This window comes from Thalassospira sp. CH_XMU1448-2 (genome assembly GCF_037027285.1).
Classification (GTDB): Bacteria; Pseudomonadota; Alphaproteobacteria; order Rhodospirillales; family Thalassospiraceae; genus Thalassospira; species Thalassospira profundimaris_C.
Genome location: NZ_JAYMEA010000007.1, coordinates 231621 through 253091, shown reverse-complemented (window position 1 = coordinate 253091; position 21471 = coordinate 231621). Strand labels below are relative to the sequence as shown.

The 21471-nt window shown below is 53.0% G+C and carries 21 protein-coding genes and 1 riboswitch; of the genes, 7 read left to right on the top strand and 14 right to left on the bottom strand.

Annotated features, from left to right (window positions below):
* Positions 1-151: 151 nt before the first annotated feature.
* The 4 genes from WA318_RS20280 to WA318_RS20265 all read right to left on the bottom strand — a co-directional run bounded on the left by WA318_RS20280 (position 152) and on the right by WA318_RS20265 (position 5681).
* Positions 152-2476, bottom strand: coding sequence for an FTR1 family iron permease (locus tag WA318_RS20280; RefSeq protein ID WP_336084050.1), 2325 nt, complete (start codon positions 2474-2476; stop codon positions 152-154).
* Positions 2473-4023: a multiheme c-type cytochrome gene (locus WA318_RS20275; protein ID WP_336084049.1), complete on the bottom strand. Its 1551-nt coding sequence runs from the start codon at positions 4021-4023 to the stop codon at positions 2473-2475. The genes WA318_RS20280 and WA318_RS20275 overlap by 4 nt, the downstream gene beginning before the upstream one ends.
* A complete protein-coding gene (locus WA318_RS20270) occupies positions 4020-4556 on the bottom strand; it encodes a hypothetical protein (protein WP_336084048.1) in 537 nt (178 codons plus the stop codon). The genes WA318_RS20275 and WA318_RS20270 overlap by 4 nt, the downstream gene beginning before the upstream one ends.
* 69 nt (positions 4557-4625) lie before the next feature.
* Entirely contained in the window at positions 4626-5681 is a 1056-nt protein-coding gene (locus tag WA318_RS20265; protein ID WP_336084046.1) for an imelysin family protein, read from the bottom strand.
* Positions 5682-6003: 322 nt separating this feature from the next.
* A riboswitch (cobalamin riboswitch) is annotated at positions 6004-6137 on the top strand.
* 88 nt (positions 6138-6225) lie between these two features.
* Here WA318_RS20265 and cobT point away from each other — a divergent pair.
* A complete protein-coding gene (cobT, locus tag WA318_RS20260) occupies positions 6226-7299 on the top strand; it encodes a nicotinate-nucleotide--dimethylbenzimidazole phosphoribosyltransferase (protein ID WP_336084044.1) in 1074 nt (357 codons plus the stop codon).
* A gap of 70 nt (positions 7300-7369) precedes the next feature.
* Here cobT and WA318_RS20255 read toward each other — a convergent pair whose 3' ends face one another.
* Together WA318_RS20255 and WA318_RS20250 are read right to left on the bottom strand one after the other, a co-directional pair.
* On the bottom strand, positions 7370-8455 hold the full coding sequence (locus tag WA318_RS20255; RefSeq protein ID WP_336084042.1) for a methyl-accepting chemotaxis protein: 1086 nt from the start codon (positions 8453-8455) through the stop codon (positions 7370-7372).
* 164 nt (positions 8456-8619) lie between these two features.
* Positions 8620-9069 (bottom strand): RrF2 family transcriptional regulator, encoded by a 450-nt coding sequence (locus WA318_RS20250; RefSeq protein ID WP_336084040.1) that lies wholly within the window; start codon positions 9067-9069, stop codon positions 8620-8622.
* A 355-nt stretch (positions 9070-9424) separates the two neighbouring features.
* Between WA318_RS20250 and WA318_RS20245 the strand changes: the two genes are divergently transcribed.
* The 6 genes from WA318_RS20245 to WA318_RS20220 all read left to right on the top strand — a co-directional run bounded on the left by WA318_RS20245 (position 9425) and on the right by WA318_RS20220 (position 15131).
* Positions 9425-9877 (top strand): c-type cytochrome, encoded by a 453-nt coding sequence (locus tag WA318_RS20245; protein ID WP_114098069.1) that lies wholly within the window; start codon positions 9425-9427, stop codon positions 9875-9877.
* 26 nt (positions 9878-9903) lie between these two features.
* The gene (locus tag WA318_RS20240; RefSeq protein ID WP_114098070.1) at positions 9904-11247 is read left to right on the top strand and encodes a cbb3-type cytochrome c oxidase subunit I; all 1344 of its coding nucleotides are present in this window, start codon (positions 9904-9906) and stop codon (positions 11245-11247) included.
* A gap of 125 nt (positions 11248-11372) precedes the next feature.
* A complete protein-coding gene (locus tag WA318_RS20235; RefSeq protein ID WP_336084035.1) occupies positions 11373-12182 on the top strand; it encodes a CbbQ/NirQ/NorQ/GpvN family protein in 810 nt (269 codons plus the stop codon).
* 15 nt (positions 12183-12197) lie between these two features.
* Entirely contained in the window at positions 12198-14162 is a 1965-nt protein-coding gene (locus WA318_RS20230; protein ID WP_336084033.1) for a nitric oxide reductase activation protein NorD, read from the top strand.
* Positions 14163-14272: 110 nt separating this feature from the next.
* The gene (locus WA318_RS20225; RefSeq protein WP_114098256.1) at positions 14273-14776 is read left to right on the top strand and encodes a cytochrome c oxidase subunit 3; all 504 of its coding nucleotides are present in this window, start codon (positions 14273-14275) and stop codon (positions 14774-14776) included.
* Between the two features lies 1 nt (position 14777).
* Entirely contained in the window at positions 14778-15131 is a 354-nt protein-coding gene (locus WA318_RS20220) for a cytochrome C oxidase subunit IV family protein (RefSeq protein ID WP_114098073.1), read from the top strand.
* 19 nt (positions 15132-15150) lie between these two features.
* Here WA318_RS20220 and WA318_RS20215 read toward each other — a convergent pair whose 3' ends face one another.
* From WA318_RS20215 to WA318_RS20180, 8 genes are read right to left on the bottom strand one after another with little or no spacing between them, the layout of a single operon-like run.
* Entirely contained in the window at positions 15151-16755 is a 1605-nt protein-coding gene (locus WA318_RS20215) for a cytochrome D1 domain-containing protein (RefSeq protein ID WP_336084029.1), read from the bottom strand.
* A complete protein-coding gene (nirJ, locus tag WA318_RS20210; RefSeq protein WP_336084028.1) occupies positions 16752-17996 on the bottom strand; it encodes a heme d1 biosynthesis radical SAM protein NirJ in 1245 nt (414 codons plus the stop codon). Before nirJ ends, WA318_RS20215 begins: the two co-directional genes overlap by 4 nt.
* Complete coding sequence (gene ahbB / locus WA318_RS20205) at positions 17984-18508, bottom strand: siroheme decarboxylase subunit beta (RefSeq protein ID WP_114098075.1); 525 nt, start codon at positions 18506-18508, stop codon at positions 17984-17986. The genes nirJ and ahbB (WA318_RS20205) overlap by 13 nt, the downstream gene beginning before the upstream one ends.
* Positions 18505-18954: an Lrp/AsnC family transcriptional regulator gene (locus WA318_RS20200; protein ID WP_336084025.1), complete on the bottom strand. Its 450-nt coding sequence runs from the start codon at positions 18952-18954 to the stop codon at positions 18505-18507. The genes ahbB (WA318_RS20205) and WA318_RS20200 overlap by 4 nt, the downstream gene beginning before the upstream one ends.
* On the bottom strand, positions 18941-19468 hold the full coding sequence (gene ahbB / locus WA318_RS20195) for a siroheme decarboxylase subunit beta (protein ID WP_336084023.1): 528 nt from the start codon (positions 19466-19468) through the stop codon (positions 18941-18943). The genes WA318_RS20200 and ahbB (WA318_RS20195) overlap by 14 nt, the downstream gene beginning before the upstream one ends.
* A complete protein-coding gene (locus tag WA318_RS20190) occupies positions 19459-19923 on the bottom strand; it encodes an Lrp/AsnC family transcriptional regulator (RefSeq protein WP_336084021.1) in 465 nt (154 codons plus the stop codon). Before WA318_RS20190 ends, ahbB (WA318_RS20195) begins: the two co-directional genes overlap by 10 nt.
* A 7-nt stretch (positions 19924-19930) precedes the next feature.
* Complete coding sequence (locus WA318_RS20185; protein WP_336084019.1) at positions 19931-21154, bottom strand: cytochrome D1 domain-containing protein; 1224 nt, start codon at positions 21152-21154, stop codon at positions 19931-19933.
* Positions 21154-21462: a c-type cytochrome gene (locus WA318_RS20180; protein WP_336084017.1), complete on the bottom strand. Its 309-nt coding sequence runs from the start codon at positions 21460-21462 to the stop codon at positions 21154-21156. Before WA318_RS20180 ends, WA318_RS20185 begins: the two co-directional genes overlap by 1 nt.
* Positions 21463-21471 lie beyond the last annotated feature (9 nt).

The window sequence follows — 21471 nt, the reverse complement described above, 5'->3', positions numbered from 1 at the left end:
CCTTATGGGGCCGCTTTTTTTATTTGTCGCCGGGGCTGTGGATCTGAACCTCGCAAACAGGCCAATGCCTGTTTGCTCAAAGGTTCTTTGCGGAGGCCAAAGGTCGGAGCTGAGCGAACGCAGTGAGCGCTAATCCTGCCCCCGCAACCAATCAGGTTTTCACTGTCCGAATACGTGACCATGCCGGAATGGCCAATGAGATAATCAGAATGGCCGCGAGCAGCCCCTGTGCCAGCAGGGTTTCCGTTACCGGGTAGAGACCGAAATACAACTGCAACCAGGGTGCATCCGGGAACCATGAGACCGGGGTGGCGGACATAATCGCGGCGGTTTGCAGGCCCCGGATGCCACTGCCGACGAGCATGATGCAAAGAATTGCCAAAAGAATCCCTGTTGTCCGGAAGAAAGTGGTTATCGGCAATTTCGTTTCCAGCCCCAGTATGGCGAAGGCTGCCACAAGGGACAAAGCTGTGCCAGTAAACAATCCTCCAAGAACCGGCAGTGTCGGCGCATCAATCAGCAATGCTTCATAAAACAAGACTGTCTCGAAGCCTTCGCGAAAGACAATCAGGAAAGCTAGCGAAAGCAGGGTGAACCAGCCAAGAAACTTCTGTTTGTCGGCTTTTCTTGCATCGGAGGTCAGCGCGACTTTGTGTTTAATCTCAGCCATCCAGTCGCCGACATAGGCTTTGCGGAAAATCCAGTGCGTCACATAGAAAAGCACGGCAGCTGCAACAAGGGCGGTGCCTCCTTCAAGGAGTTCGCGTTGCAAGGTGCTCATGGTAAACAGTTTTCCGACGGCAAACCACAGAAGGAAAGATCCTGCCAGGGCCAGGGTGATGCCGAGCGTGATCGGCCATACCCATCCGTTCGGTCCTTTGGCTTTGACGCCATTTGATTTAAGTGCCCCGATCATGCAGGCAAGAATCAGGACAGCCTCGAGCCCTTCGCGCAATAAAATCGCAAGAGATTGAACGAAAGCACCAAGCGATGACAATTGTGTGTCGAGGATGGTCGACGCCTCGGTGGTTTGTCGTTTCATCCGATCAACGGTGATTTTAAGGGGCTCCAGAGGGCCGTGATCAGCGATGAGTTTGCCCAAGCCTGGTTCCGTGATGCTGCCTTCCCAGAAATCTGATTCCAGTTTCAGGGCAAGAGAAGGCGAACGCGGGACAAGCCGTTGTTCAATATCGGGATCGAAAAAGGCATAGGCTTCCAGCCGTTTAAGCTCTGCCTCGGCCCAGTCGCCGGCTTGGGCAACCAGCAAAATTTCGTCAAACAGATCGGGAAGCAGCAGCAATGATGCCTTGTATCCGCCATTGGCCGTGTCACTGCCATAGGTGTCGGCAATGATTTCCTGCCCTTCGGTGGCAAGATTTCGGATTTGCTCAGGGTTTCCCTTGCTGCTGATCAGATATTTCATCTCGTCGAGAATAGTACCAAGCCGGTCGAAAGATCGGGGGTGGCGTTGTGAGAGGTCATGGCCAAGATCACCATAGATCATCTGGGCACGGTCACGGAAAAGCTGTGCTTCGAAATATTCAAACGGAATGGTGATCTCGCCATCGCGAACACCTTTTTCATACTCAAGCGGGATCAGGTTCAAAAAGCGCGCCAGAAGCCGGACCCGTCGTTCGAGTTCATCCTGTGGCAGGCTGGTCGGGGCATAGGTCGCGAACAGATCCTGAAGATGTTGGAGGTTTGTCTCAAGCTCGTCGCCCCCGGATGCTGTGCGTAACCCGGTCATGATGTTGCTGATTTCAGTGCCCTTTTGCGGGCCAAGCCGTTCGGTAATGTTACCTGCAAGAAGGCGGTGCAAGCCTTGGGCGCGGGCAATGGTTCCGGCCAGTTGGACGGTATAGTTCTGTGCAAGATGGGTTCGCGCATCGGCAAGGGCGCGTCGTAATTCGCTGGCATAAATGCCAAGTAACTCAGTCTTGATGATGTCGCGGGTCTGAAGAGGGGAAAGACGACCGGAAAGTGCTTCGCGCATGGCAATACTGGCGGCCGTGTCGCGCGATGTGCGGGCATATTCACGGATATTCAGCCATTGTGATGCAGTTTCGACATCACCGGAATTCAGAAGATCAACAGTTCTTGCAAATGCACCATGGAGTATTGCCGTGCGGATGTCGGCATGGGCAGATGCCGCTTTGGCCGGGTTCCATGTTGAAACCGCGTTTGCGTAATCATTCAGTGCGTCGGAAACAGTGCGGGCCTGATCCGGAACGGCGATTTCAAAGGAGGCGGCGAGATGGTCGTTCCAAAGCGACTGAATTCTGGCCAGTTTGCCCGCCGCCTTTTCTTCCAGAGCATGATCAACAGGCCGATACATCATCCGGATCAGAGAGGCACTTGTGCTCTGTAATTCTTCGGCATCCTGCCAGGCAAGGTTTGGTTGAGCAAAACCGTTTGATAGCGGGGCTGCGATGATCACGAAGGTCAGTAAAGCCAATCGGAAAATACAGGGGGTCATGGCCGTGCCTTTTCATCTGCAGGAAGACTGAACGTTGCGCTGACAAGTTCGAAGGGAGGGACAATCAGGTCGGTCTTCAATGTGTTGAAGATAAATTCCTGGGTGGCGACCCGGTACCAGAGACGTGCGGTGATCTGGTAAGGGCCGGTGTTGTCACCGGAAAGCGCAACGTCATAGGTAACGATGTCTTCGCCTTTTGGGGGGACGCCTTTGCGCAGATGCGTTATCTCTGCGGTTATGAAAGTCAGATGATCGGGAATGCGATTGCCCGCACTGTCGCGAAAGTCTTCGCGCCAGATAACCGCGTCTGGATCGGTTTGCCCGCGTTCGGTATCGAAGCTGCCGGAATGATAGATCACCGAGCCGTTTGCGTCCGAAACCACAATTTCAAGCCACATATATTTCTGATCGATCACACCTGTTGGCAGGTTGTGACCAGCACCAAGATTCTGTACGGCGATGTCAAAAACGAGCCGGTTATCGGTAATGTGACTGCCTTTTAGGGCAAGTCCGGCAGCAGCGCGCAACAGGGCTGCTGTTGCCGTTCCCTGTTTTTCAATCAGGCGAGTGTTTTGTTCTTTGGTTAGTCCTGGCAATATCCCGCCGCGTAACCATGTCAGGTTTGATCCAAGAGAGGTATCAAACATCAGGTAATTTGCCCCGACAAAGTTATGGGCATAGCGTTCAGGTTTGCGAATGTCCCCGTCGCGGATTTGTCGAACATAGGATGCCGGATCCGGCGCCATGTGACAGTCCTGACAAGTGATGTCATTTTGGGCGTACCAGCTGTCGCGCCATTCGACAAAGGTGGTTTGGACATGTTGTCTTGTTGTCGCCTTGGACATCGATTGATCATAGTTTTCGGTATGGCATCCGCCGCAGAAATCAGCGCTGGCAATCAGGGCATTGGTCTTGGCTGCGCCAAAGGCACGGGCATGATCACGCGGTGCGGCAAGGATCATCGGGTTGGAGAGTTGATCGACACCGGTATTCACAGCTAGGGTAAGCGCCCCATTGCCTTCAAGAGGGTCGGCATGGGTAGCGGTATGGCACATGACGCAACTGATCCCTTCGGTCTCGGCGTCTGAAGGCATGACAGATTTGAAGCGATTGGTACGTCCTGCCAGAACTTCACCCGGTGCATGACATCCTTCGCAAAACCGTGCACGTTCGATCCCGTCACGGTGCAAGTTTTCATTGGCCTCTACAGCGCGTTCGTAAACTGTGTCGCGACCGGCTATGGCATGCAGCGACGGGGCCCACTCATCAAATTCCTTTTGATGACAGGTGGCACAGGTTGCGGCGGACTGAATTTTTGACGGATCGACAAGACGACCGTTATCGGTTTGCAGTCGCGACGGCCAGAAAGGCCGTTCTGCACCATTTTCATCCGGTCCAAAGGGCAACTGATAGAACGGGATATTGACAAGGTCGATGCCCGGTTCCGGCGCGGGAGGGCGTAGAAGATAAAGGGAAACGACAATCAGGATGCCAATGATACAGCCAGATATCAAAAGCGGGAGATTGGCTTTGAGTTGTCTTTTCATTTTTCCCCCCGGTTTAAACGCGGGGTCGGGTTACGCCAGTGCCGCAACCCCAGATGAACAACCAGACCGATGATGGCAGTGAGGGCCCCCCATAAATGCACAAAAGTCAGGAGATAGGTTGTTTCGAACTGCCAGAACCAGATTTTCCCGGTCAGGTAGATTGCAGGGGGCACGACCATCAGCCATCCGGTTGCGATGATCAGAATGTATTTTGCAATCATTAACCAGCTCAGTCCGGTGAATATTTTGCGCTGACTTGTCGCAAGCCCCTGTTTGATATGGCTGGCGATCCAGACAAGAAACAGGACAGTAAAAATCAGCCCGACAAATAGATGAAACAGCAAAACAGTTTCACCAGCGTTCCAGTTATGTCCGGCGAAGAATTCCAGATAAAGTCCGGTGCCAAGCAGGAGGGCAAAAAGATATGTCAGAACCTGCATCCGAGAGTTCGCGCGGATCAGGCTCATTACACCTGCACGTGCAGGAACGTACTGGACAGTTGAAAGCGGGAAAGTTGTGTTTTTTGTCGTCATGGCTGTTCTTGCTGGTCGTCAAGCCGGGCGGACTTCAATGTCCGCCGGCTTGATTGATTGCGGGACAAATTAGCCGCGGATATTGACTTTGTTCTGGGCTGCGGCCTGCAGGATCATTGCGACAATCCGGTCGGCAATATCCTGGGCCTCGTTGCCCAGTGCATCGGCTTCTTCAATGCCGAATTTTTCACCGGATTTTTCGCGGGCATAGGTATCCTCAACCAGCGAAAGAAGTTCTTCGAAGCCTGATTTGATCCGGGTATCAAGATCGGGATTATCAGCGGAAACAACTGGCGAGATGGCGCTGAAATACATTTTTTTGCACCCGCCCATGATCCCCTGAACATCGGCAAGGCGGCTTTGCGCGACAAAGGCACCGACTTCTCCGGTGATGAACTGGGATTCCTTCCACTCACCGAAATAGTCGCCAACTGTTGGTGTCATTGTCACAACCGAGGTAAAGGCATCGTCACGGTTCGGCTTCCAGACCGACATGTCGCTATGCAATTTTTTGGCCCAGTGCGTCAGGGCCTGTGCCGCACCAAGTCCGAGATTGGCATCAAAAAGCATTTCTCCCGGTGCTTGTTTGCCATCGTCATTGAGGTCTGCGACCAGCTTGATATGGCTTTCCTCCATGCCCCAGAACAGGGGTTCCGTGATGCCGTGGAAAAGGTTTCCCGGCCGGGAAAGCACGGTTCCGTCAGGGAGCGTCAGATCGTATTGGGCGATATCCTCGCTTTCGGTTCCGGGATTGCCAGCATCAAGAATCAGGTCATATTTTGCGGTTTCAGGAATCCCGGCAACGATACCTTCAATGGTTTCATACTGGTTGGATGCTTCCAGCCAGAGTGTCCTGATATTTTGTATCTGCCCGGCCAGAACAGGGCCTTTGGCCTGCCAGGCAGCAGGATAGTTTCCATCATGTGATGCGATGATGTCGGCATAGGCAGACACTGCATTTTCAAGCAAGGTTGCCTGCGAGATCAGTCGTTCATTATGATCAAGAGTGAACTGTTTGACATTTTCAAGGCCCCTGATTTCCGCATCATCAGTTGCAAAGGCATTGCCCGAGATTGCAAGACACGATGCCAGTGCGGCGGTCAGAAGAACGGGTTTCTTGAACATATTCCTACCTTTCAGATCAAAAAATGGCGGTTGCGGTGAAACAGACGGGGTTGCGAATACGGCCCGCCTGTTTCGCCGAATAATCGGTGCGGGAATATTTGTGATAACAATTATCATTTGCGAAAAGAGGCGAACTTGATGCTGGTCAAGTCAAACCGGCCGGGCTTTTATCGCGCCAGGCGATTTGACGATGATCAAGTTCACGGGCTGGTGCAGGTGTCTTAATCCATCGGTTACCCGCATTGAGCGAAAGGTCACGGGGGTTGGATCAAGGTCCGTGGCCGTGGCCTTTTGCCTTTGGGGAATAGTGAGTTTTGCTAACGGAATGCGGTGAAAATCCGCAGCGGTCCCGCCGCTGTAACCGGTATGCTGCAAACAATGCCAGAGCGGCAGTCACTGAATGAGAAATCCATTCGGGAAGGCAGTTTGGAGCGTTCCGACCGGGAGCCAGAAGACGAGTAAAACACGTTTCAACAAGATTGTGTGCCGATGGAAAAGGTCATGGCAGAACTGCCGCAATCTTGCCTTTCCAGGAGAAGGTTGAATGTTGGAAACCCGTGCAAAGCACGAAAAGACAAATATTTCAGAGGGCATCCAGTCGCTTGATGATATCCGGGCGTTGCTCGGGTCATTGCCGATGGCCGATGAAGGGCCGGTGATCAAGGCACGGCAAAGGGACCTTGAACTGACAAAGCCGCGCGGCAGTCTGGGCAGACTTGAGGAAATTGTTTTCTGGTTGTGCCGATGGCAACAAAGTGACGTTCCGCAAATGGATTACCCGCAAGTTTGTGTCTTTGCAGGAAACCATGGAATTGTGCAGCATGATGTTTCTGCTTTTCCACCGTCCGTCACGGCATTGATGGTTGATAACTTTGCAAAGGGCGGGGCCGCGATCAATCAGTTCAGTACGGAACTTGGGGCCGAGGTGACAGTGCGAGCCCTTGATCTGGACTGTCCGACCCGTGATTTCACCGTTGAAGCAGCGATGAGCGAAGATGAATGCGTTGATGCTTTTCGTATCGGCATGGAGGCAGTGAACCCGGATGCCTCGTTCCTGTGTCCGGGGGAAATGGGGATCGGGAATACAACATCTGCTGCGGCAATTTGCCATATCATGTGGGATGGTACGCCGGGCGACTGGGTAGGATCGGGAACAGGTATCAACCGCGATCAGTACAAGCGGAAGATCAATATCGTGAAGCAGGCAAAAGCCTGCCACGATATGTCGGTGAAAGATGGTCTGGACGTTTTGCGCTGTGTCGGAGGCCGGGAAATCGTTGCGATGGCCGGGGCGATTATCGCCGCCCGGCTGTTAAACATTCCGGTTATGCTTGACGGGTTTATATGCAGTGCGGCAGCGGCCACACTGCATGAAACATCTTCCAAAAGCCTGATGCATTGCATGGTCGGGCATGGATCAGCGGAGCCGGGGCACAGGTTATTGCTGGACCGGATCAGAAAGCGTCCGTTGCTTGATCTTGACCTTCGTCTGGGCGAGGGCACCGGAGCCGTGCTTGCCGGGTTGATTGTCCGGGCTGCGGCACAGTGTCACAATAATATGGCAAGCTTCGGAGACATCGGGATCACTCGCGATACGCCATGTGAGAAGCAGGCTTAAAGGTATCAGGCCGACATCCTCTGGTCCGAAATATCGCCGGAGGATGTTGGCCTGAAAATATGTAAAGGCGTTACGCCGCGTCCGTTAAAGATGTGCTTGACCGGGCTGTTTGGGCCGCCCGGTCCTTTCGGATCATGTTGCGCAAGCGTTGCATGACATCAAGGTTGTTATGCTCCATGGCTTGCAAGGACTGAAGGGCAAGATCAAGTTGCCCCTGACGATAAAAGTTCACGGCTTTGCGGGCATTGTCGTGGACTTGGCGATGCGGGATTTCAAGCGCCTTGAAATCAACCATATCGGCAAAAAGACCGTGGCCACTGCCATCGTAATACCACTGCCCCAATCGGCAGTCGGTTTCCGGCGGAAAGTCTGCTTCGGTTGCATCCGATAACCCCATGAAAACCCGATAGACTGCAAGCTTGAGTTCAAGTTCTTCAAGGTTGGCTAGTTCTATTTCACTAAGAATGGCAGCCATCGACATTGCGGACTGTCCTTCGGTCGAAATATCAAGGATATGCTGGGTTCTTGTCAGAAGTGTATTGGCATCTGATTCCAGATCAGAAGCAGAGCCCGCATTGGTTTTCATGTCACGATCGGCACTATCGGCTTGTGACTGGATCTTACGAACCAGCTTGCCGATTTCCAAAGTTGCTTCGGTTGCGCGATTGGCCAATCCACGGACTTCGGTCGCGACAATCGCAAAGCCCTTTCCGGCTTCTCCGGCACGTGCGGCTTCGATGCTTGCATTGAATGCCAGGAGTTTGGTTTGACGCGACACATCATCAACCATCGAAAGAATAGAGCCGATTTGTCCGGCATTGTCATTTAGCGTGCTGATTTGTGCAGAGGCCGCACGGATGTGCTTGCTGATTTCTGTGATGTGCGATGACATGTTTTTCAGGCCGGTCTGGCTTTCACCGGATTGATGTCGGGCATCTTGATTGGCGCGACTGGTTTCAACCAGCAAGGCGGACAGGTCGGAAAAAGACTCGCGCACGGTAATCAGGGAGTCTCCAAAGGCAGCCAGATTTCCGAAAATGGATCGGGTGATCTTCTGTTCTTGTTCAAGCTCGGCGACACGCGCACGGAGAGCTTCCATTTCGTTTTCGCGGGAAAGGGAGGCCATATTGTTCTGGGCGGAAAGTGATTCGAACATAGCTGGTTTCCTTCGGTACATGTTCCGACATCTTTAAACATGTAAATAAAATACATGTTTAAAGATGTAATGTGAATACATGTTAAGGCATGGCAGCCTGTTTAAATTTGCAGGAACGCACTTATACGACGGGAAGCCGTGTTCCGCTTGAGGTGGTCAGTGTCTCACACTGACGGCGAGGATTGAGAAAACAACGAGGATAATTGGGCTTGTGGCTTTAAAAGGTCCGCCAGACTGTAACTGTCGAGAGTTCGATAGAAGGCATTGCTTGCTTCCATCAAGGCATGTCGCAGGAAACAGGCACTTTCGATCCGGCATTCACCGTGATGTGCGGGGTCAAAGCAGGCGACAAGCGCCATGTCCTGTTCTGTATCCCGAACAATCTTGCCAATGCCAATTTCCGAAGGGACGCGACCGAGTCTCATGCCGCCGCCCTTGCCCCGAACGGTTTCAATCACCCCTGTGCGGGCCTGATGGTGAACGATCTTCATCAGGTGATTGCGCGAAATCTCATAGGCATTGGCGATTTCATCAATCGTGACCAGACGATCCTGATGCAAGCCAAGATAGATCAGTACCCGCAGGGTGTAGTCGGTGAAGTGGGTCAGGCGCATGGCGAGCTCGATCCGTGTTCAGACGCAGATTTAAACATGTATATTCTACACTTCTTTTCTCGGCCAGCCAGCCCAATGCTGCGAAATTCAACGCGATAAAATGGTGTCCCCGTCGTGCAAGGTACGATCACAAAGGACTGGCGATCAAACCGTTCGACACCCTGTTTGGTCACATTCACCTGAAACCGGCAATTCTGCTCCATTAGCTGTTCCGGCACATGCCCCCGCCAAATGGCGGGAATTTTTCGTTTGACGGCAATCAAGGAGCGAAATGCAGGCTTGGCAAATGATGCGAGAATGCCGTTTTGGGGACAGAGCGGCTTGGAACTGTCAATCGGAGTGAGGATTCGTTCAAATGTCGGAACGTCTGACAAAATCTGCCGCCCGAAACATCTTTTACGGCGGAACGATCTTCTTCCTGGTCATCTTTCTTGGACTGACCTTGCATAGCCACAACTATATCGTCAACGAGTCCAGTAATTCGGATCAGCTGACAGAATCTGTTGTAGCGGGCAAGCATATCTGGGAACGCAATTCCTGCATCAACTGCCACACCCTTCTGGGGGAAGGTGCCTATTATGCACCCGAACTTGGCAATGTCTGGGTGCGGTATGGCGGCAAGGATGATCCGGAAGGAGCGCGTGACATGCTCAAATCATGGATGCAGGCTCAGCCGTCAGGCATCGAGGGCCGTCGCCAGATGCCGCAATTCAACCTTTCAGATCAGGAACTGGAACAGCTTGTCGATTTCCTGAAATGGACCAGTGAAATCGATACGCAGAACTGGCCGCCTAACGAGGCGGGTTGACCGGTGCTGATGGAAACGAGGCTACAATGAAATATCAATCTCAAAAGGTTGCGCTATATTACATATATGGCGCGCTGGCATTGTTCGCAGCCCAGATCCTGTTCGGTGTTGTTGCGGGCACTGTTTATGTTTTCCCCAATTTTCTGTCCGAATTGCTGCCGTTTAACGTCATCCGCATGATTCACACCAATGCGCTGATTGTGTGGCTGTTGATGGGGTATTTCGGCGCGGCATATTATTTGCTGCCCGAAGAATGCGAGACAGAGATTCACAGCCCCAAACTGGCGATTATCCAGTTCTGGCTGTTCATGATTGCAGCGGCCGCCGCTGTTGTCGGATATATCTTCGGCATCCACGAAGGCCGCGAGTTTCTTGAACAGCCGCTGCCGATCAAGGTCGGTATTGTCGTTGTGGCACTGATGTTCCTTTACAACACAACGATGACCTTGCTCAAAGGACGTAAAACAGCGGTTTCAAACGTCCTGATGATCGCATTGTGGTTTGTCGCATTGCTGTTCCTGTTTGCCTTCTACAACCCGTCCAACCTGGCCGTCGACAAGATGTACTGGTGGTATGTGGTGCATCTGTGGGTCGAAGGTGTCTGGGAACTGATCATGGCGTCAATCCTGGCCTTCCTGATGATCAAGATGACCGGTATCGACCGCGAAGTTGTTGAAAAATGGCTTTACGTCATGGTGTCGTTGACGCTGTTTACCGGCATCCTCGGGACCGGCCACCACTATTACTGGATCGGAACGCCGGGTTACTGGCAATGGATCGGTAACGTGTTTTCAACACTTGAGGTCGTGCCGTTCTTTGCCATGGTGATATTCTGTTTCTACATGGTGTGGAAAGGTGGCCGTGACCATCCGAACAAGGCTGCCCTGTTGTGGTCGCTTGGTTGTTCCGTGATGGCGTTTTTCGGGGCTGGCGTCTGGGGCTTCATGCATACCCTGTCGTCCATCAACTATTACACCCACGGTACACAGGTAACGGCAGCTCACGGGCATCTGGCCTTCTACGGGGCCTATGTGATGCTCAACCTTGCGATCTTTACCTATGCACTGCCGTATCTTCGCGGGCGTGAACCCTTTAACCAGCAGCTCAATATGTGGGGCTTCTGGATCACGACAAGCGGCATGGCATTCATGACCTTTACCCTGACTTTTGCCGGTGTTGTGCAAACTCATCTGCAACGCGTTCTGGGCATGAACTACATGGACGTTCAGGATCAGGTTGCCCTGTTTTACTGGATGCGTCTTGGGGCGGGTGTCGCGGTTCTGATTGGTGTTGTGCTGATCGTCTGGTCTTTGGTGGTGGTGCCCCGCGCATCTCGTGCCGCAACACGGATCAGCCAGCCGGCCGAATGACGGTAATCAAGTCAGAAAGACCTAGTTCGTGTTCTTTTAATTGGTGACACGCTGCTGGTAACGGCCGACCGGTTCTCGATGTCGGCCGTTACCTTTTTTGCCTTATCCAGTGCAGGAGCATTACGATGTCTACCGCTCTTAAACAGTCAACTCCCGAGGTTCCTGTTCCGTTTTACCAGCCGACCGGCAATGAAGAGCAGCTTTTTGAAGCTGCATGGCAACGCCATCTTCCTCTTTTGCTGAAGGGCCCGACAGGATGCGGAAAAACCCGATTTGTATCGCATATGGCCGCCAAGCTTGGCATGCCGCTTTATACCGTTTCCTGTCATGATGATTTGACCGCTGCCGACCTTACAGGCCGCTATCTGATCAAGGGGGGCGAAACTGTATGGGTGGATGGTCCCCTGACGCGTGCCGTGCGCAATGGCGGGATCTGCTATCTTGATGAGGTGGTCGAAGCGCGAAAAGATGTGACGGTCGTGCTCCACCCGCTAACCGATGATCGTCGTTTGCTGCCGCTTGATCGCACAGGTGAATTGCTTGAAGCGCCGGACAATTTCATGCTGGTTGTTTCCTATAACCCGGGATACCAGAATCTTCTCAAGCAGCTTAAACCTTCTACGCGGCAACGTTTTCTGGCCGTTGAGTTCAATTTCCCCGACCCCGATACCGAAGCCGATATCATTATGCGCGAAAGCGGAATTGATGCCGAAGGTGCGCGCATTCTTGTGCGTATAGCTGGCAATATCCGCAATCTGGCCGGGATTGACCTTGAAGAAGCCGCTTCGACAAGGTTGCTGGTCTATTGCGCAACATTGCTTAAAACCGGTGTTGCTTTCGATGATGCGATCCAGGCAGCGATTATCGAACCGTTGAGCGATGATCGTGACATTAAAACCGGTCTGCGCGAAGCAATTGGCATCATCCGTGGCTGACCGCGGGAGGGTGTCATGAGCTTTGATTTTCTTGAATTCGAAGAACAGGTGGGGATGTTGTGGCACCGGATTGCCACGCGTCATCAGGAAAGCTACCGCGAATATCCGGAACAGGCAGTTCGCTTCGCCGATTTGCGGTCATATCTGCCAGTCCTGTTTCGGACATTGGGTGGCGATCCGGCCCTTGAATTTTGTCAGATCGATAAGCGTGTTTCGACACACCGGCTAAGCTGGCGACAGCGGATCGGACTTGTCGATGAACAAATTGCCATGGCTGAAATGAACGAGAACGCGGTAAAAATGCCGCCTGTCATTTCGTTGTTCCCCGACAGTTCGCTTAACCGCGATTTGTATGTCTGGCTGATGGCATGGTTTGCGGTTTCGGAGCCGCAACCTGCCGTGCAGGAAGATGCGTTCGCTGCTGATATCATGCGTCTTGTCCGCGCGATGCAAACAGACCGTGCCGTGCAAAAGAATTTCCCCGGCATTCTTGCCTTGCGCCAGCGGCTATTCGAGGCCTTTGCCGCGTTGCGGCCCGTCCGTCGTCTGCCGCCTGTTGAACAGCAGATCGAAGAATGCGTGCAAAACATCCTTGACCAGTCGGGACCTTACAACACAAACCCTGTCTGGTCCCTGATTTTCGACTGTCAGCAAGATGCGCAGGATATTGCGCAAAAGATCAGGGAAGCGGGTCTTAAGCCGCTTCGTTATGCACCGTTCCTGCCGGTGCCCCTTTGGGGGGAGGCCGTTCATGTCGGTACATCAGGCAGAGATGGTGAGGCTGACGCTGACGATCCCGACGAACCCGCCCAGGATGGTGATCGGGAACGTAAAAAACAGGCCCGTCGGCGCAAGAATGATCAGGCCGGGCGGAATGATCCGCTTGCCCTGAACCGATTTGAAAAGATCCTTTCGATTGCCGAGATGGTCAATGTCAATCGGCCGATGGATGACGAAGAAGAACAGAATGCCAAGAAAGCGGCTGACGAACTTGAGGAAATGGAAATTTCCGAGTGCAAGCGAAAGGCGGCGACCAAACTGCGTTTTGATCTTGATCTGCCACCGCGAGAAGCAGACGAAGGGCGCGTGATTGGCAAATGGACATATCCCGAATGGGATTACAGGCAACAATCTTACCGCCCGGATTTCTGCAATGTCATCATGCAGTCAGGTGACGAAAATGTCAGCGAGACCGACATCTGGCAGCCCGGAGAAACCGAACGACGCCAGATCCGTCAGGTGCGTCGCCAGTTTGAGGCCTTTCGTCCGCGCCATGAGGTATTGCGCGCCCAGCTTGATGGTGGCGAACTTGATCTTGAAGCGGTCATTCGTGCGCAATGTGACCAGAAAGGCAATGGCGAGCTCAGCAACAGGATTTATCTTGATACCGTGCGGCGGGCCCGTGATCTTTCGGTTGCGGTTCTGATTGATGTTTCATTGTCGACAGATGCCTGGATACAGGACAATCGTGTTCTTGATGTTGAAAAGCAGGCCCTTTCGGTTTTGGCTGGCGGACTTGATGCCTGTGGTGATGATTTCGGGGTTTACAGTTTTACCTCGCGTCGGCGCGATTGGGTCCGGATCAATGCGATCAAGGATTTCAGCGAAGACTGGTCAGTCGAATGTCAGAACCGGATTCAAAGACTGCGTCCGGGGTATTACACCCGTCTGGGAACCGCGATACGGCATATGGGAAAATTGCTTGGTGAACGGCCTCACCAGCATCGCCTGATGCTGGTCATTACGGACGGCAAACCCAATGATATCGATCATTACGAGGGACGATACGGCATCGAGGACAGTCGCCGTGCAGTCCGCGAATGTCGACAGGCCGGGATTGGTCTGTTCGGGGTGACCGTGGACCGCAAGGCGCAGGACTATTTCCCCTATATCTTTGGCGTTGGCGGCCATGCGATTGTCGCCCGGCTTGAAAAGTTACCATCCGCATTGCCGCGCATCTATCGACAACTGGTGCGGTGATGATGCAGGGCGACATTCAAAAACAGCCCATCTTGAGTCCTGGAGACACAGAAATACCTGACGACGAAGCTTCCTGGGGCGGTCTCGAACACTTGCCTGGGCACCCGATCATGTGGGTATTGATCTTGTCCGAACTTGTCGTGTTCGGGGCATTCTTGCTGGTGTTTTCGGCAGTTCGAATTGGCGATCCTGCCGGATTTGCGCAGGATCAGTTGCAACTGGACAGATTGGCAGGCGGTATCAATACGCTGGTGCTGTTGACCAGTGGATTGTTTGCCGTCTTGGCAACCAAAGCAATCAATGAAGACAATCGGTCGGGGTGCAGGCTATGGCTGTTGGCAACGTCGATCTTCGGGGTGATTTTCCTGATTATCAAATTGATGGAATACACAGCCAAGTTCGATGCCGGGATCGGTTTGGAAAGCACGACATTTTTCACGCTTTATTTTCTGATTACCGGCTTTCATGCCCTGCATGTCGTTCTGGGGCTTGGCATTCTGGGGGTTGTTGCAATCTGGCCCAGCCGGATCAATGTCGAAACCGCCGCAGCATTCTGGCATATGGTCGATATGGTCTGGGTTCTGGTTTTCCCTGTGATCTATCTGGTGAGATGAGATGGCCGCGCAAGAAACCTGTTCAGAACTTGATGAAAATGATGCCGTTATGTCGGGAACAACCGAAACATCGTCCCGGATTGTTGTCAGGGTTTGGCTTGCGGCAAGTGCCATAACGATCCTGTCGCTCGTTCTGGGATTGACCGTTGATGGCGCAGTTCAACGGTCATTGGGACTGATCTCGGTCGGCTTTATTATGGCGGTTGGTTGTTGCAAGGCCTGGCTGATCTTGCGGTTCTATCTGGGGCTGGGACCAGCCGCAGGAAGCTGGCGCGGGTTATTCATGGCTTTTCTGATCGTCATTCTTGTTGGTGTTTTCGCAAGCCAGGGCATCATTGTTTTAATGATGCCCTGATATATTTACGTCGCTGCTGTTAGTGACTGGTGCCTTCGGAATAGGTGATCTTGTTAAACACGTTATATTTTCCGACCGGCTTTTTCATCGGGATGCGTTTGAGTTCGTTGAACGTGTCGGCATCGTAAACAATGACAGCCCCGTCATCATCCCAGATCGAAAGCAAGGCGTGTTTGCCGCTGCGATCAAATTCAACATGTGCGGCAACCTTGCCCGGTTCGGGACGCAATGTCTTGACGATTTCAAGGGTGCGTTTGTCGATGATATGGACGGCGTCCTTATCAGGACCAAAAAACACATCGACCCAGGCATAAGGCGTGTTTTCGTGACTGCGGGTAAAGAAGCCGGGACCAAGCGTTTCAATTGTCTTGATCGTTTCCCAGGTCGTCATGTCGATAACGCTGATTTTTGAATCCTTAAGGTGCGGGGTGGCAAGAACCTGTCGCCCCTGATATTCAAAGGTAATGCCCGATCCAAGATGGGGCATGCCTTCAAGGGCAATATCGGCAACCTTGCGCCCGACATTCAGGTTGACCACCTGTCCGTCCCGTCCATTGCGGGCCGCACCGATCAGATAACGATATTCCTGATCAAAGAAGAAATCGTCGAGCCCGTCGGCAAGTCTTATGCGTCGAACAGGAAATGGTCCGTGCTGCACATCAAGCGCTTCGACCATGTTTTCTTCGTAGTTGTGAACAAAGCCCGGATATACCGGCCGGGGAGAATCGGCATAGGAAATCTCCCAGACTTCAGGCAAATCTTTCAGCGCAATGATAAAGCTTTGTCGCGGTGGTGCCGTATATACAGCCGATACGCGCGATGTTTTTCCACGATCGCCAGCAACCGGAATAAGTCGTAATGGTCGAAGGTCGTAAGCATCAAGCAGGATCAGACTGTGCGGTAGCATATTGCCGGCCATCAGGTAGCGGCCGTCGCTGGAAACCGCAACATTTCGGGTGTTCAGACCGACACGAATTTCGGCAACCATTTGTAGAGAATAAAGGTCATACATCTGCACCCAGCCATCGCGGGAAGCCAGATAGACAAATCTTCCGTCCGGTGAATATTTCGCACCACCATGCAAGGCAAAGCGGGTCTGGAACCGGTCAAGCGGGCTGAAGCTGTCGCCGTCAAGTATGGTGACATGGTGATCCCCGGCTTCGACCACGGTGAACAGATTAAGCGGATCACTATTGAACTTTGGCTTGGCCGGTAATGATGCCGGATCGACAAAAACTTCATGACTGGCCGCAATGTCGGCCATTTCCCAACCGGGTATCTTGGCAAGTGGTTGACGCAACCATTCACCTAAAAGGGTAATATCCGTTTGATCCAGAACGGTTTCGAACGCAGGCATCTGTGTTGCCGCGCGGCCCTTTGAGATAACGCCCTCAAGCGTTTTGCCACGCAGTTTTTCAAGACTCTCGGGCAAAAGTGCCGGTCCCATTCCGCCCAATCGGTCACCGTTATGGCAAACGGCGCAATGGGTGGCATAAAGTGCTTCGGCATCGGCCTTCTGGGATGGGGAAAAGGTTTCTTGGCCAAATGCAGGCATCGCGGCCACTGTGGTCAGGGTCGTGACCATGGCAAGCTTTCGCAGAAAGGTGCCAGACAGGGTTCTCATGATGCGTGCTCCACCTGACCGCGGCGTCTTGTTGCGCCAAACGGGACCGTTTCCAGTCGATCATGATGACCGGTAATGCCCAGTTCCGCATCGTCAAGATAGCAGCCGGGATCCTCAGCCCAGGGATCACCGGTAAGCTGATAGGCACGCGTTCGGGTGTTGCCGCCGCAAATGTCGCGATACTGGCACTCCCCGCAACGTCCCCCGACCGCGCGAGGCCGTTGTTTAAGCCCGGCCATCAATGGGTCGCTGATATCCTGCCAGATGCCGGAAAACGGCCGTTTGAGAACATTGCCAAGCGTATGCTGCCACCACATCGTATCGGGATGAACGTTTCCAAGATTGTCGATATTGGCAACATTCACACCTGATGCATTGCCACCCCAGCGGCGAAGCATCCGGGTGATGTGTTCGGATGCGCTGCTATAGTGCTGATCGATCCAGAATTTCAGGAAAACGCCATCAGCATCATTGTTACCAGTCACATAATCGCGTGCGATACCGGCTTTCAGGTCTGCCTCGCAACGGGCAAAGATCATCAACAGGGCGTCACGGGTCATGTTGTAAAATGCGTGATCCTTGCGGTTATGGTTACCGCGTCCCGCATAATTCAGATGAGAGAAATAGAATTTGTCGATCCGTTCGCGTTCAACCAGATCGAGAAGACCCGGCAGATCCTGATAGTTTTCTCGGGTCATGGTGAAACGGATACCAACGGGCAGTTTGGCATCGCGGCACAGTTTTGCGCCCCGCAATGCGAGATCAAATCCACCGTCCAGACGCCGGAAATAGTCATGGGTTTCGTTCAACCCATCAAGGCTTATTCCGACATAATCATAATTGGCCTTGGCAATCTGATCGATGTTGGTTTCGTCAATCAGCGTGCCATTGCTTGACAGGGCGACATAGAACCCAAGTTCCTTGGCGTAGGCCGAAATATCGAAAATGTCAGGTCGCATCAAAGGTTCGCCACCAGACAGGATCAGAACCGGGACATTGAAATCGCGCAGATTTTCCATTGTTTTGAAAACCTGTGCGGTGGTCAGTTCCCCGGGGAAATCCTTATCCACGGCAGAGGCATAGCAATGCCGGCATGTCAGATTGCAACGTCTGATCAGGTTCCAGATTACGACTGGTCCCCGGTTGGCAAGCTGGGCATGTTTGCGGGAAGACGCAGGTACGGATCCGCCGTTTTCGGCAATCTCGATCGCGGCCCGGATATATTGGCTTACTCGCAGCATTTCCGCTCCTTGCTTTTGCGCCAGCGCAAGCCGGTCTTTTTCAGAATGCGACGGCTGTAAAGAATGCGGTGGTCATGAACGGTATCGCCCAGAATTTTGCGAATTTCCGCAACGTGGGCTTCGACGATGTCGCGTGATGTGCCATGAACCATGGCAAACAGATTGAACGGCCATTCCGGCAAATGCCGTGGCCGCCGATAGCAGTGGGACACGAAATCAAGGGCCCCGATGGTTTCACCCATCTCGTCGATCCTGTCGTCATCAATGTCCCAGACGCTCATGCCGTTGGCGCGGTAACCGAACTGATAGTGATTGGGGATGATGCCGATCCGCCGGATGACACCGATATCAAGCATGCGCTGCAGGCGTTGTTCGACTTCATCGGGACTTAAACCGATGCCAAGACCGATATCGCCATAGGGGGTCGAAGTGATCGGTAGCCCCGACTGTGTCGCACGGATCAGGGCTTCGTCAATTTCGTCAAGTTCAGGAACCGGTACAGGGTTGTTCATTCCGGTACCTCCAGCTTGAGTTCAAGAAAATATTCCTGTTCCTTGGGAAAGTTCAAAACCTCCAACCCGGTTTCGCGAGAAATCTCGGCAAGAACATTAACCAGTGCGATTTCATCGCTGGCCAGAACCACAAACCACATGTTCAACCGATCATCGCGCTCGTAATTATGGGCAACTTCCTCAAAGGAATTGACCTGATCAGCAACCGCATCAAACCTTTCGGGCGGAACAGCCATTGCAGCAAGTGACACGGCCCCCCCAAGCTTTTCGGTGTTAAAAAGTGGTCCAAAGCGGCTGATATATCCTTTGGCAATCAGTTGCTGGACGCCTTCAATCAGGACATCTTCAGAATAACCAAGGCGTTCGGCCAGAACTTGAAACGGGTGGGCGCAAATAGGAAAACCGCCTTGCAGATTGTTAAGCAAATCGCGTTCAAGCTGATCCATGTTGTCCTCCTGCCATGTTCTTTGCAGTAAAAGGCACAGCGCCATATTTACCGGCGCGCTGGGCAAAGCATCGTTTGCTGAACAGGACTTTCTGCGGCATGTCACAAAGATCGAGCCGCGCGGTCATGTGGCGGATTTGCGCACGAACAGTGTGTTTGTCCCGTCCGTGGATCATGCAATAAAGATTAAAGGGCCAAACCCCTGCAACGCGTTCACGCCGATAACACAAGGTGACATAAGGCAATCTTGCCATTGCTTGCCCGATATCTGCTGCCATCGGGTCGGGGACATCGAACACACACATCGCATTGGCCTGATATCCCAGTGCCCGGTGATGCAATATCATACCGAACCTGTTGATCAGGCCATTTTCAATCAGTTGATCCAGCGCGGAAATGACGCCTTCTTCTGTTATCCCCAACGTGTTGGCAATAACAGCATAGGGGTGCGGACAAATCGGCAGGCCGTCGCGCAGCTGTTCAATCAACCGGTGATGAAGTTCGGTCAGTTCCATTGCAAGTTAAAACCCAAATCAAGTCGGTAATGTTCAATCATCGGCATCAGATGAACCGTGTGACCTGTCTCGGCCTCGATGGCTTCGACTGTCCTGACAAGGTCATTCCGGGTGGCGCCGGTGATCACGAACCACAAATTGAGTTTATCTTCGCGTTCGTAATTGTGATTGATTTCGGTAAAGCGGCTGATTTTTTCGGCCACTTTTTCCAGTTCGGATTGCGGGACTTCCATTGCCGCAAGGGTGGATGCCCCGACCCGCCCCGTGGCATAAGTCGCCCCGATGCGGGCAAGATACCCCTTGTTTTTAAGATCCGCGAAGGCTGCCATAACGCTGCCTTCATCGCTGCCGATTTGTTCTGCGATTGTTGCAAACGGGCGTGATGTGGTTGGAAAACCGCGTTGAAAGGCTTCGATAAGTTGCTGTTGTGTCGGGGAAAGGCGTTCTTGCATCATGATCCTCCTACAACCCGATCCGGCCTGCGCGGTCGGACATGAAGATGCCGCTTGGGCTGGGCAAAGGAAGTTCTGCAATCGGTTTCAGGGTATAGGGATCATATCCGACGACTTTGTTGTCATCGCGAACCGACAGCCAGACCTGATCGCCACGGGGACTGAATTCCATGTGAAGGACACCGGTGCCGGGTTTCAATTCACCATCGATGGCCAGAGTTTGAGTATCGATGATTTGCACGGTGTCATAATCGGGGATTGAAAAATTGACCCAGACATGGCGACCATCGGGATGGGCCATGACAAAGACCGGTTGTCCATGAACGGGAATGCGGCCGACTTCCTGCCAGGTTTCGGTGTCGATCACCAAAACCTCATGGCGACCGACCGCCGGAACAAAGGCCCGCTTGCCCGCAATGGCCCAACCTTCCAGATGTGGCATCTTGTAAACCGGTAGCCGTTCCTCGCCCTTGCCATAGTGATCAAGGATGCGTTGCGGGCTTGATTGCGGATGCCAAAGATCAAGCAATGTCATGCCATCTTCACCAAACAGTCCGGCAATGTAATAGCGGCCATCCGGCGTGATCAGTGCGTCATAGGGCTGGATGCCTATATTCTGGTATCGTGTGACAGATGGTGTATTCCCTGCCGAGAAATCGGCAATCCAGATTTCACCCGTATCCCAAAGACTGAAGACAAACCGGTTGCCCGGCGCATCGACAAGACCAATTACCTTTGACCGGTCGGGACCCCCATCAATCGTGGTCGGAATATCGGCAACCAATTCCAGCGTTTCCGTGTCAAATACCCGGACACCGCCGGGTTCGTAATTGGCGACAGCAACAAGTTTCCCATTCTGGCTGATTGCACCGCCGATGCTGTTGCCTGCCTGCAGGGTCCGTGCAACAATTTCGTGGCTGAGGATGTCAACCTTGGTCAAGCCGCCGTCTCGCCCAAACACAAAGGCAAACCGGCCATCACGGGCGTAAACGATGGAGGCATGTGAAAGATCACCCAGACCACCAATTATTCCGGTAAATTGTTTGTTGCTGGTGTCAAGAATGGCGACCTCGCCACTTGCGCGGGCAATAACGGTTGCCAGATCGGCCGTTCCCCGCAGGGCAACGGGGGAGGATGCACAGGCATTCAACGCAATTGCGGCTCCGATTGCGATCAGGGTCGCTAACGGGCGAAATGGCGAACGCCTTGTCTTCGCAGGAAAGAAACGCGACATTATTTGGATCCTCCTGTTTTCAGGTATCGGGCCATCCAGACAGCTTCGCTTTCACTGATGATTGCGCGCCACGGTGGCATCGCCGTTCCTGGCAATCCGTCAAGGATGATGGAGCTCAGATCTTCGACGCTGTAATTTTCAAGATTTTCGGGCAGCAATGGCGATCCGAGTCCGCCTTTGAAAGTCAGGCCATGACAGGAACCGCAATCCTGACGCACCATTTGTTCCAGAGCAGATGGCGTCCGGGCATGCTCCTGAAGCTCGGACGCGACAGCCGGGCCCGCGACAAGAAATGTCCATCCCGCCACAAGCGTGCC

What these genes read in the sequence shown, in the direction of transcription:
- WA318_RS20275 (WP_336084049.1), bottom strand. Translation starts at nt 4,023, where the DNA reads ATGAAAAGACAACTCAAAGCCAATCTCCCGCTTTTGATATCTGGCTGT.
- ahbB (WP_114098075.1), bottom strand. Translation starts at nt 18,508, where the DNA reads ATGAACAACCCTGTACCGGTTCCTGAACTTGACGAAATTGACGAAGCC.
- WA318_RS20280 (WP_336084050.1), bottom strand. Translation starts at nt 2,476, where the DNA reads ATGACCCCCTGTATTTTCCGATTGGCTTTACTGACCTTCGTGATCATC.
- WA318_RS20215 (WP_336084029.1), bottom strand. Translation starts at nt 16,755, where the DNA reads ATGAGAACCCTGTCTGGCACCTTTCTGCGAAAGCTTGCCATGGTCACG.
- WA318_RS20250 (WP_336084040.1), bottom strand. Translation starts at nt 9,069, where the DNA reads ATGCGCCTGACCCACTTCACCGACTACACCCTGCGGGTACTGATCTAT.
- ahbB (WP_336084023.1), bottom strand. Translation starts at nt 19,468, where the DNA reads ATGGAACTGACCGAACTTCATCACCGGTTGATTGAACAGCTGCGCGAC.
- WA318_RS20240 (WP_114098070.1), top strand. Translation starts at nt 9,904, where the DNA reads ATGAAATATCAATCTCAAAAGGTTGCGCTATATTACATATATGGCGCG.
- WA318_RS20185 (WP_336084019.1), bottom strand. Translation starts at nt 21,154, where the DNA reads ATGTCGCGTTTCTTTCCTGCGAAGACAAGGCGTTCGCCATTTCGCCCG.
- WA318_RS20220 (WP_114098073.1), top strand. Translation starts at nt 14,778, where the DNA reads ATGGCCGCGCAAGAAACCTGTTCAGAACTTGATGAAAATGATGCCGTT.
- WA318_RS20200 (WP_336084025.1), bottom strand. Translation starts at nt 18,954, where the DNA reads ATGGATCAGCTTGAACGCGATTTGCTTAACAATCTGCAAGGCGGTTTT.
- WA318_RS20245 (WP_114098069.1), top strand. Translation starts at nt 9,425, where the DNA reads ATGTCGGAACGTCTGACAAAATCTGCCGCCCGAAACATCTTTTACGGC.
- WA318_RS20235 (WP_336084035.1), top strand. Translation starts at nt 11,373, where the DNA reads ATGTCTACCGCTCTTAAACAGTCAACTCCCGAGGTTCCTGTTCCGTTT.
- WA318_RS20255 (WP_336084042.1), bottom strand. Translation starts at nt 8,455, where the DNA reads ATGTTCGAATCACTTTCCGCCCAGAACAATATGGCCTCCCTTTCCCGC.
- WA318_RS20225 (WP_114098256.1), top strand. Translation starts at nt 14,273, where the DNA reads ATGTGGGTATTGATCTTGTCCGAACTTGTCGTGTTCGGGGCATTCTTG.
- WA318_RS20230 (WP_336084033.1), top strand. Translation starts at nt 12,198, where the DNA reads ATGAGCTTTGATTTTCTTGAATTCGAAGAACAGGTGGGGATGTTGTGG.
- nirJ (WP_336084028.1), bottom strand. Translation starts at nt 17,996, where the DNA reads ATGCTGCGAGTAAGCCAATATATCCGGGCCGCGATCGAGATTGCCGAA.
- WA318_RS20190 (WP_336084021.1), bottom strand. Translation starts at nt 19,923, where the DNA reads ATGATGCAAGAACGCCTTTCCCCGACACAACAGCAACTTATCGAAGCC.
- cobT (WP_336084044.1), top strand. Translation starts at nt 6,226, where the DNA reads ATGTTGGAAACCCGTGCAAAGCACGAAAAGACAAATATTTCAGAGGGC.
- WA318_RS20270 (WP_336084048.1), bottom strand. Translation starts at nt 4,556, where the DNA reads ATGACGACAAAAAACACAACTTTCCCGCTTTCAACTGTCCAGTACGTT.
- WA318_RS20265 (WP_336084046.1), bottom strand. Translation starts at nt 5,681, where the DNA reads ATGTTCAAGAAACCCGTTCTTCTGACCGCCGCACTGGCATCGTGTCTT.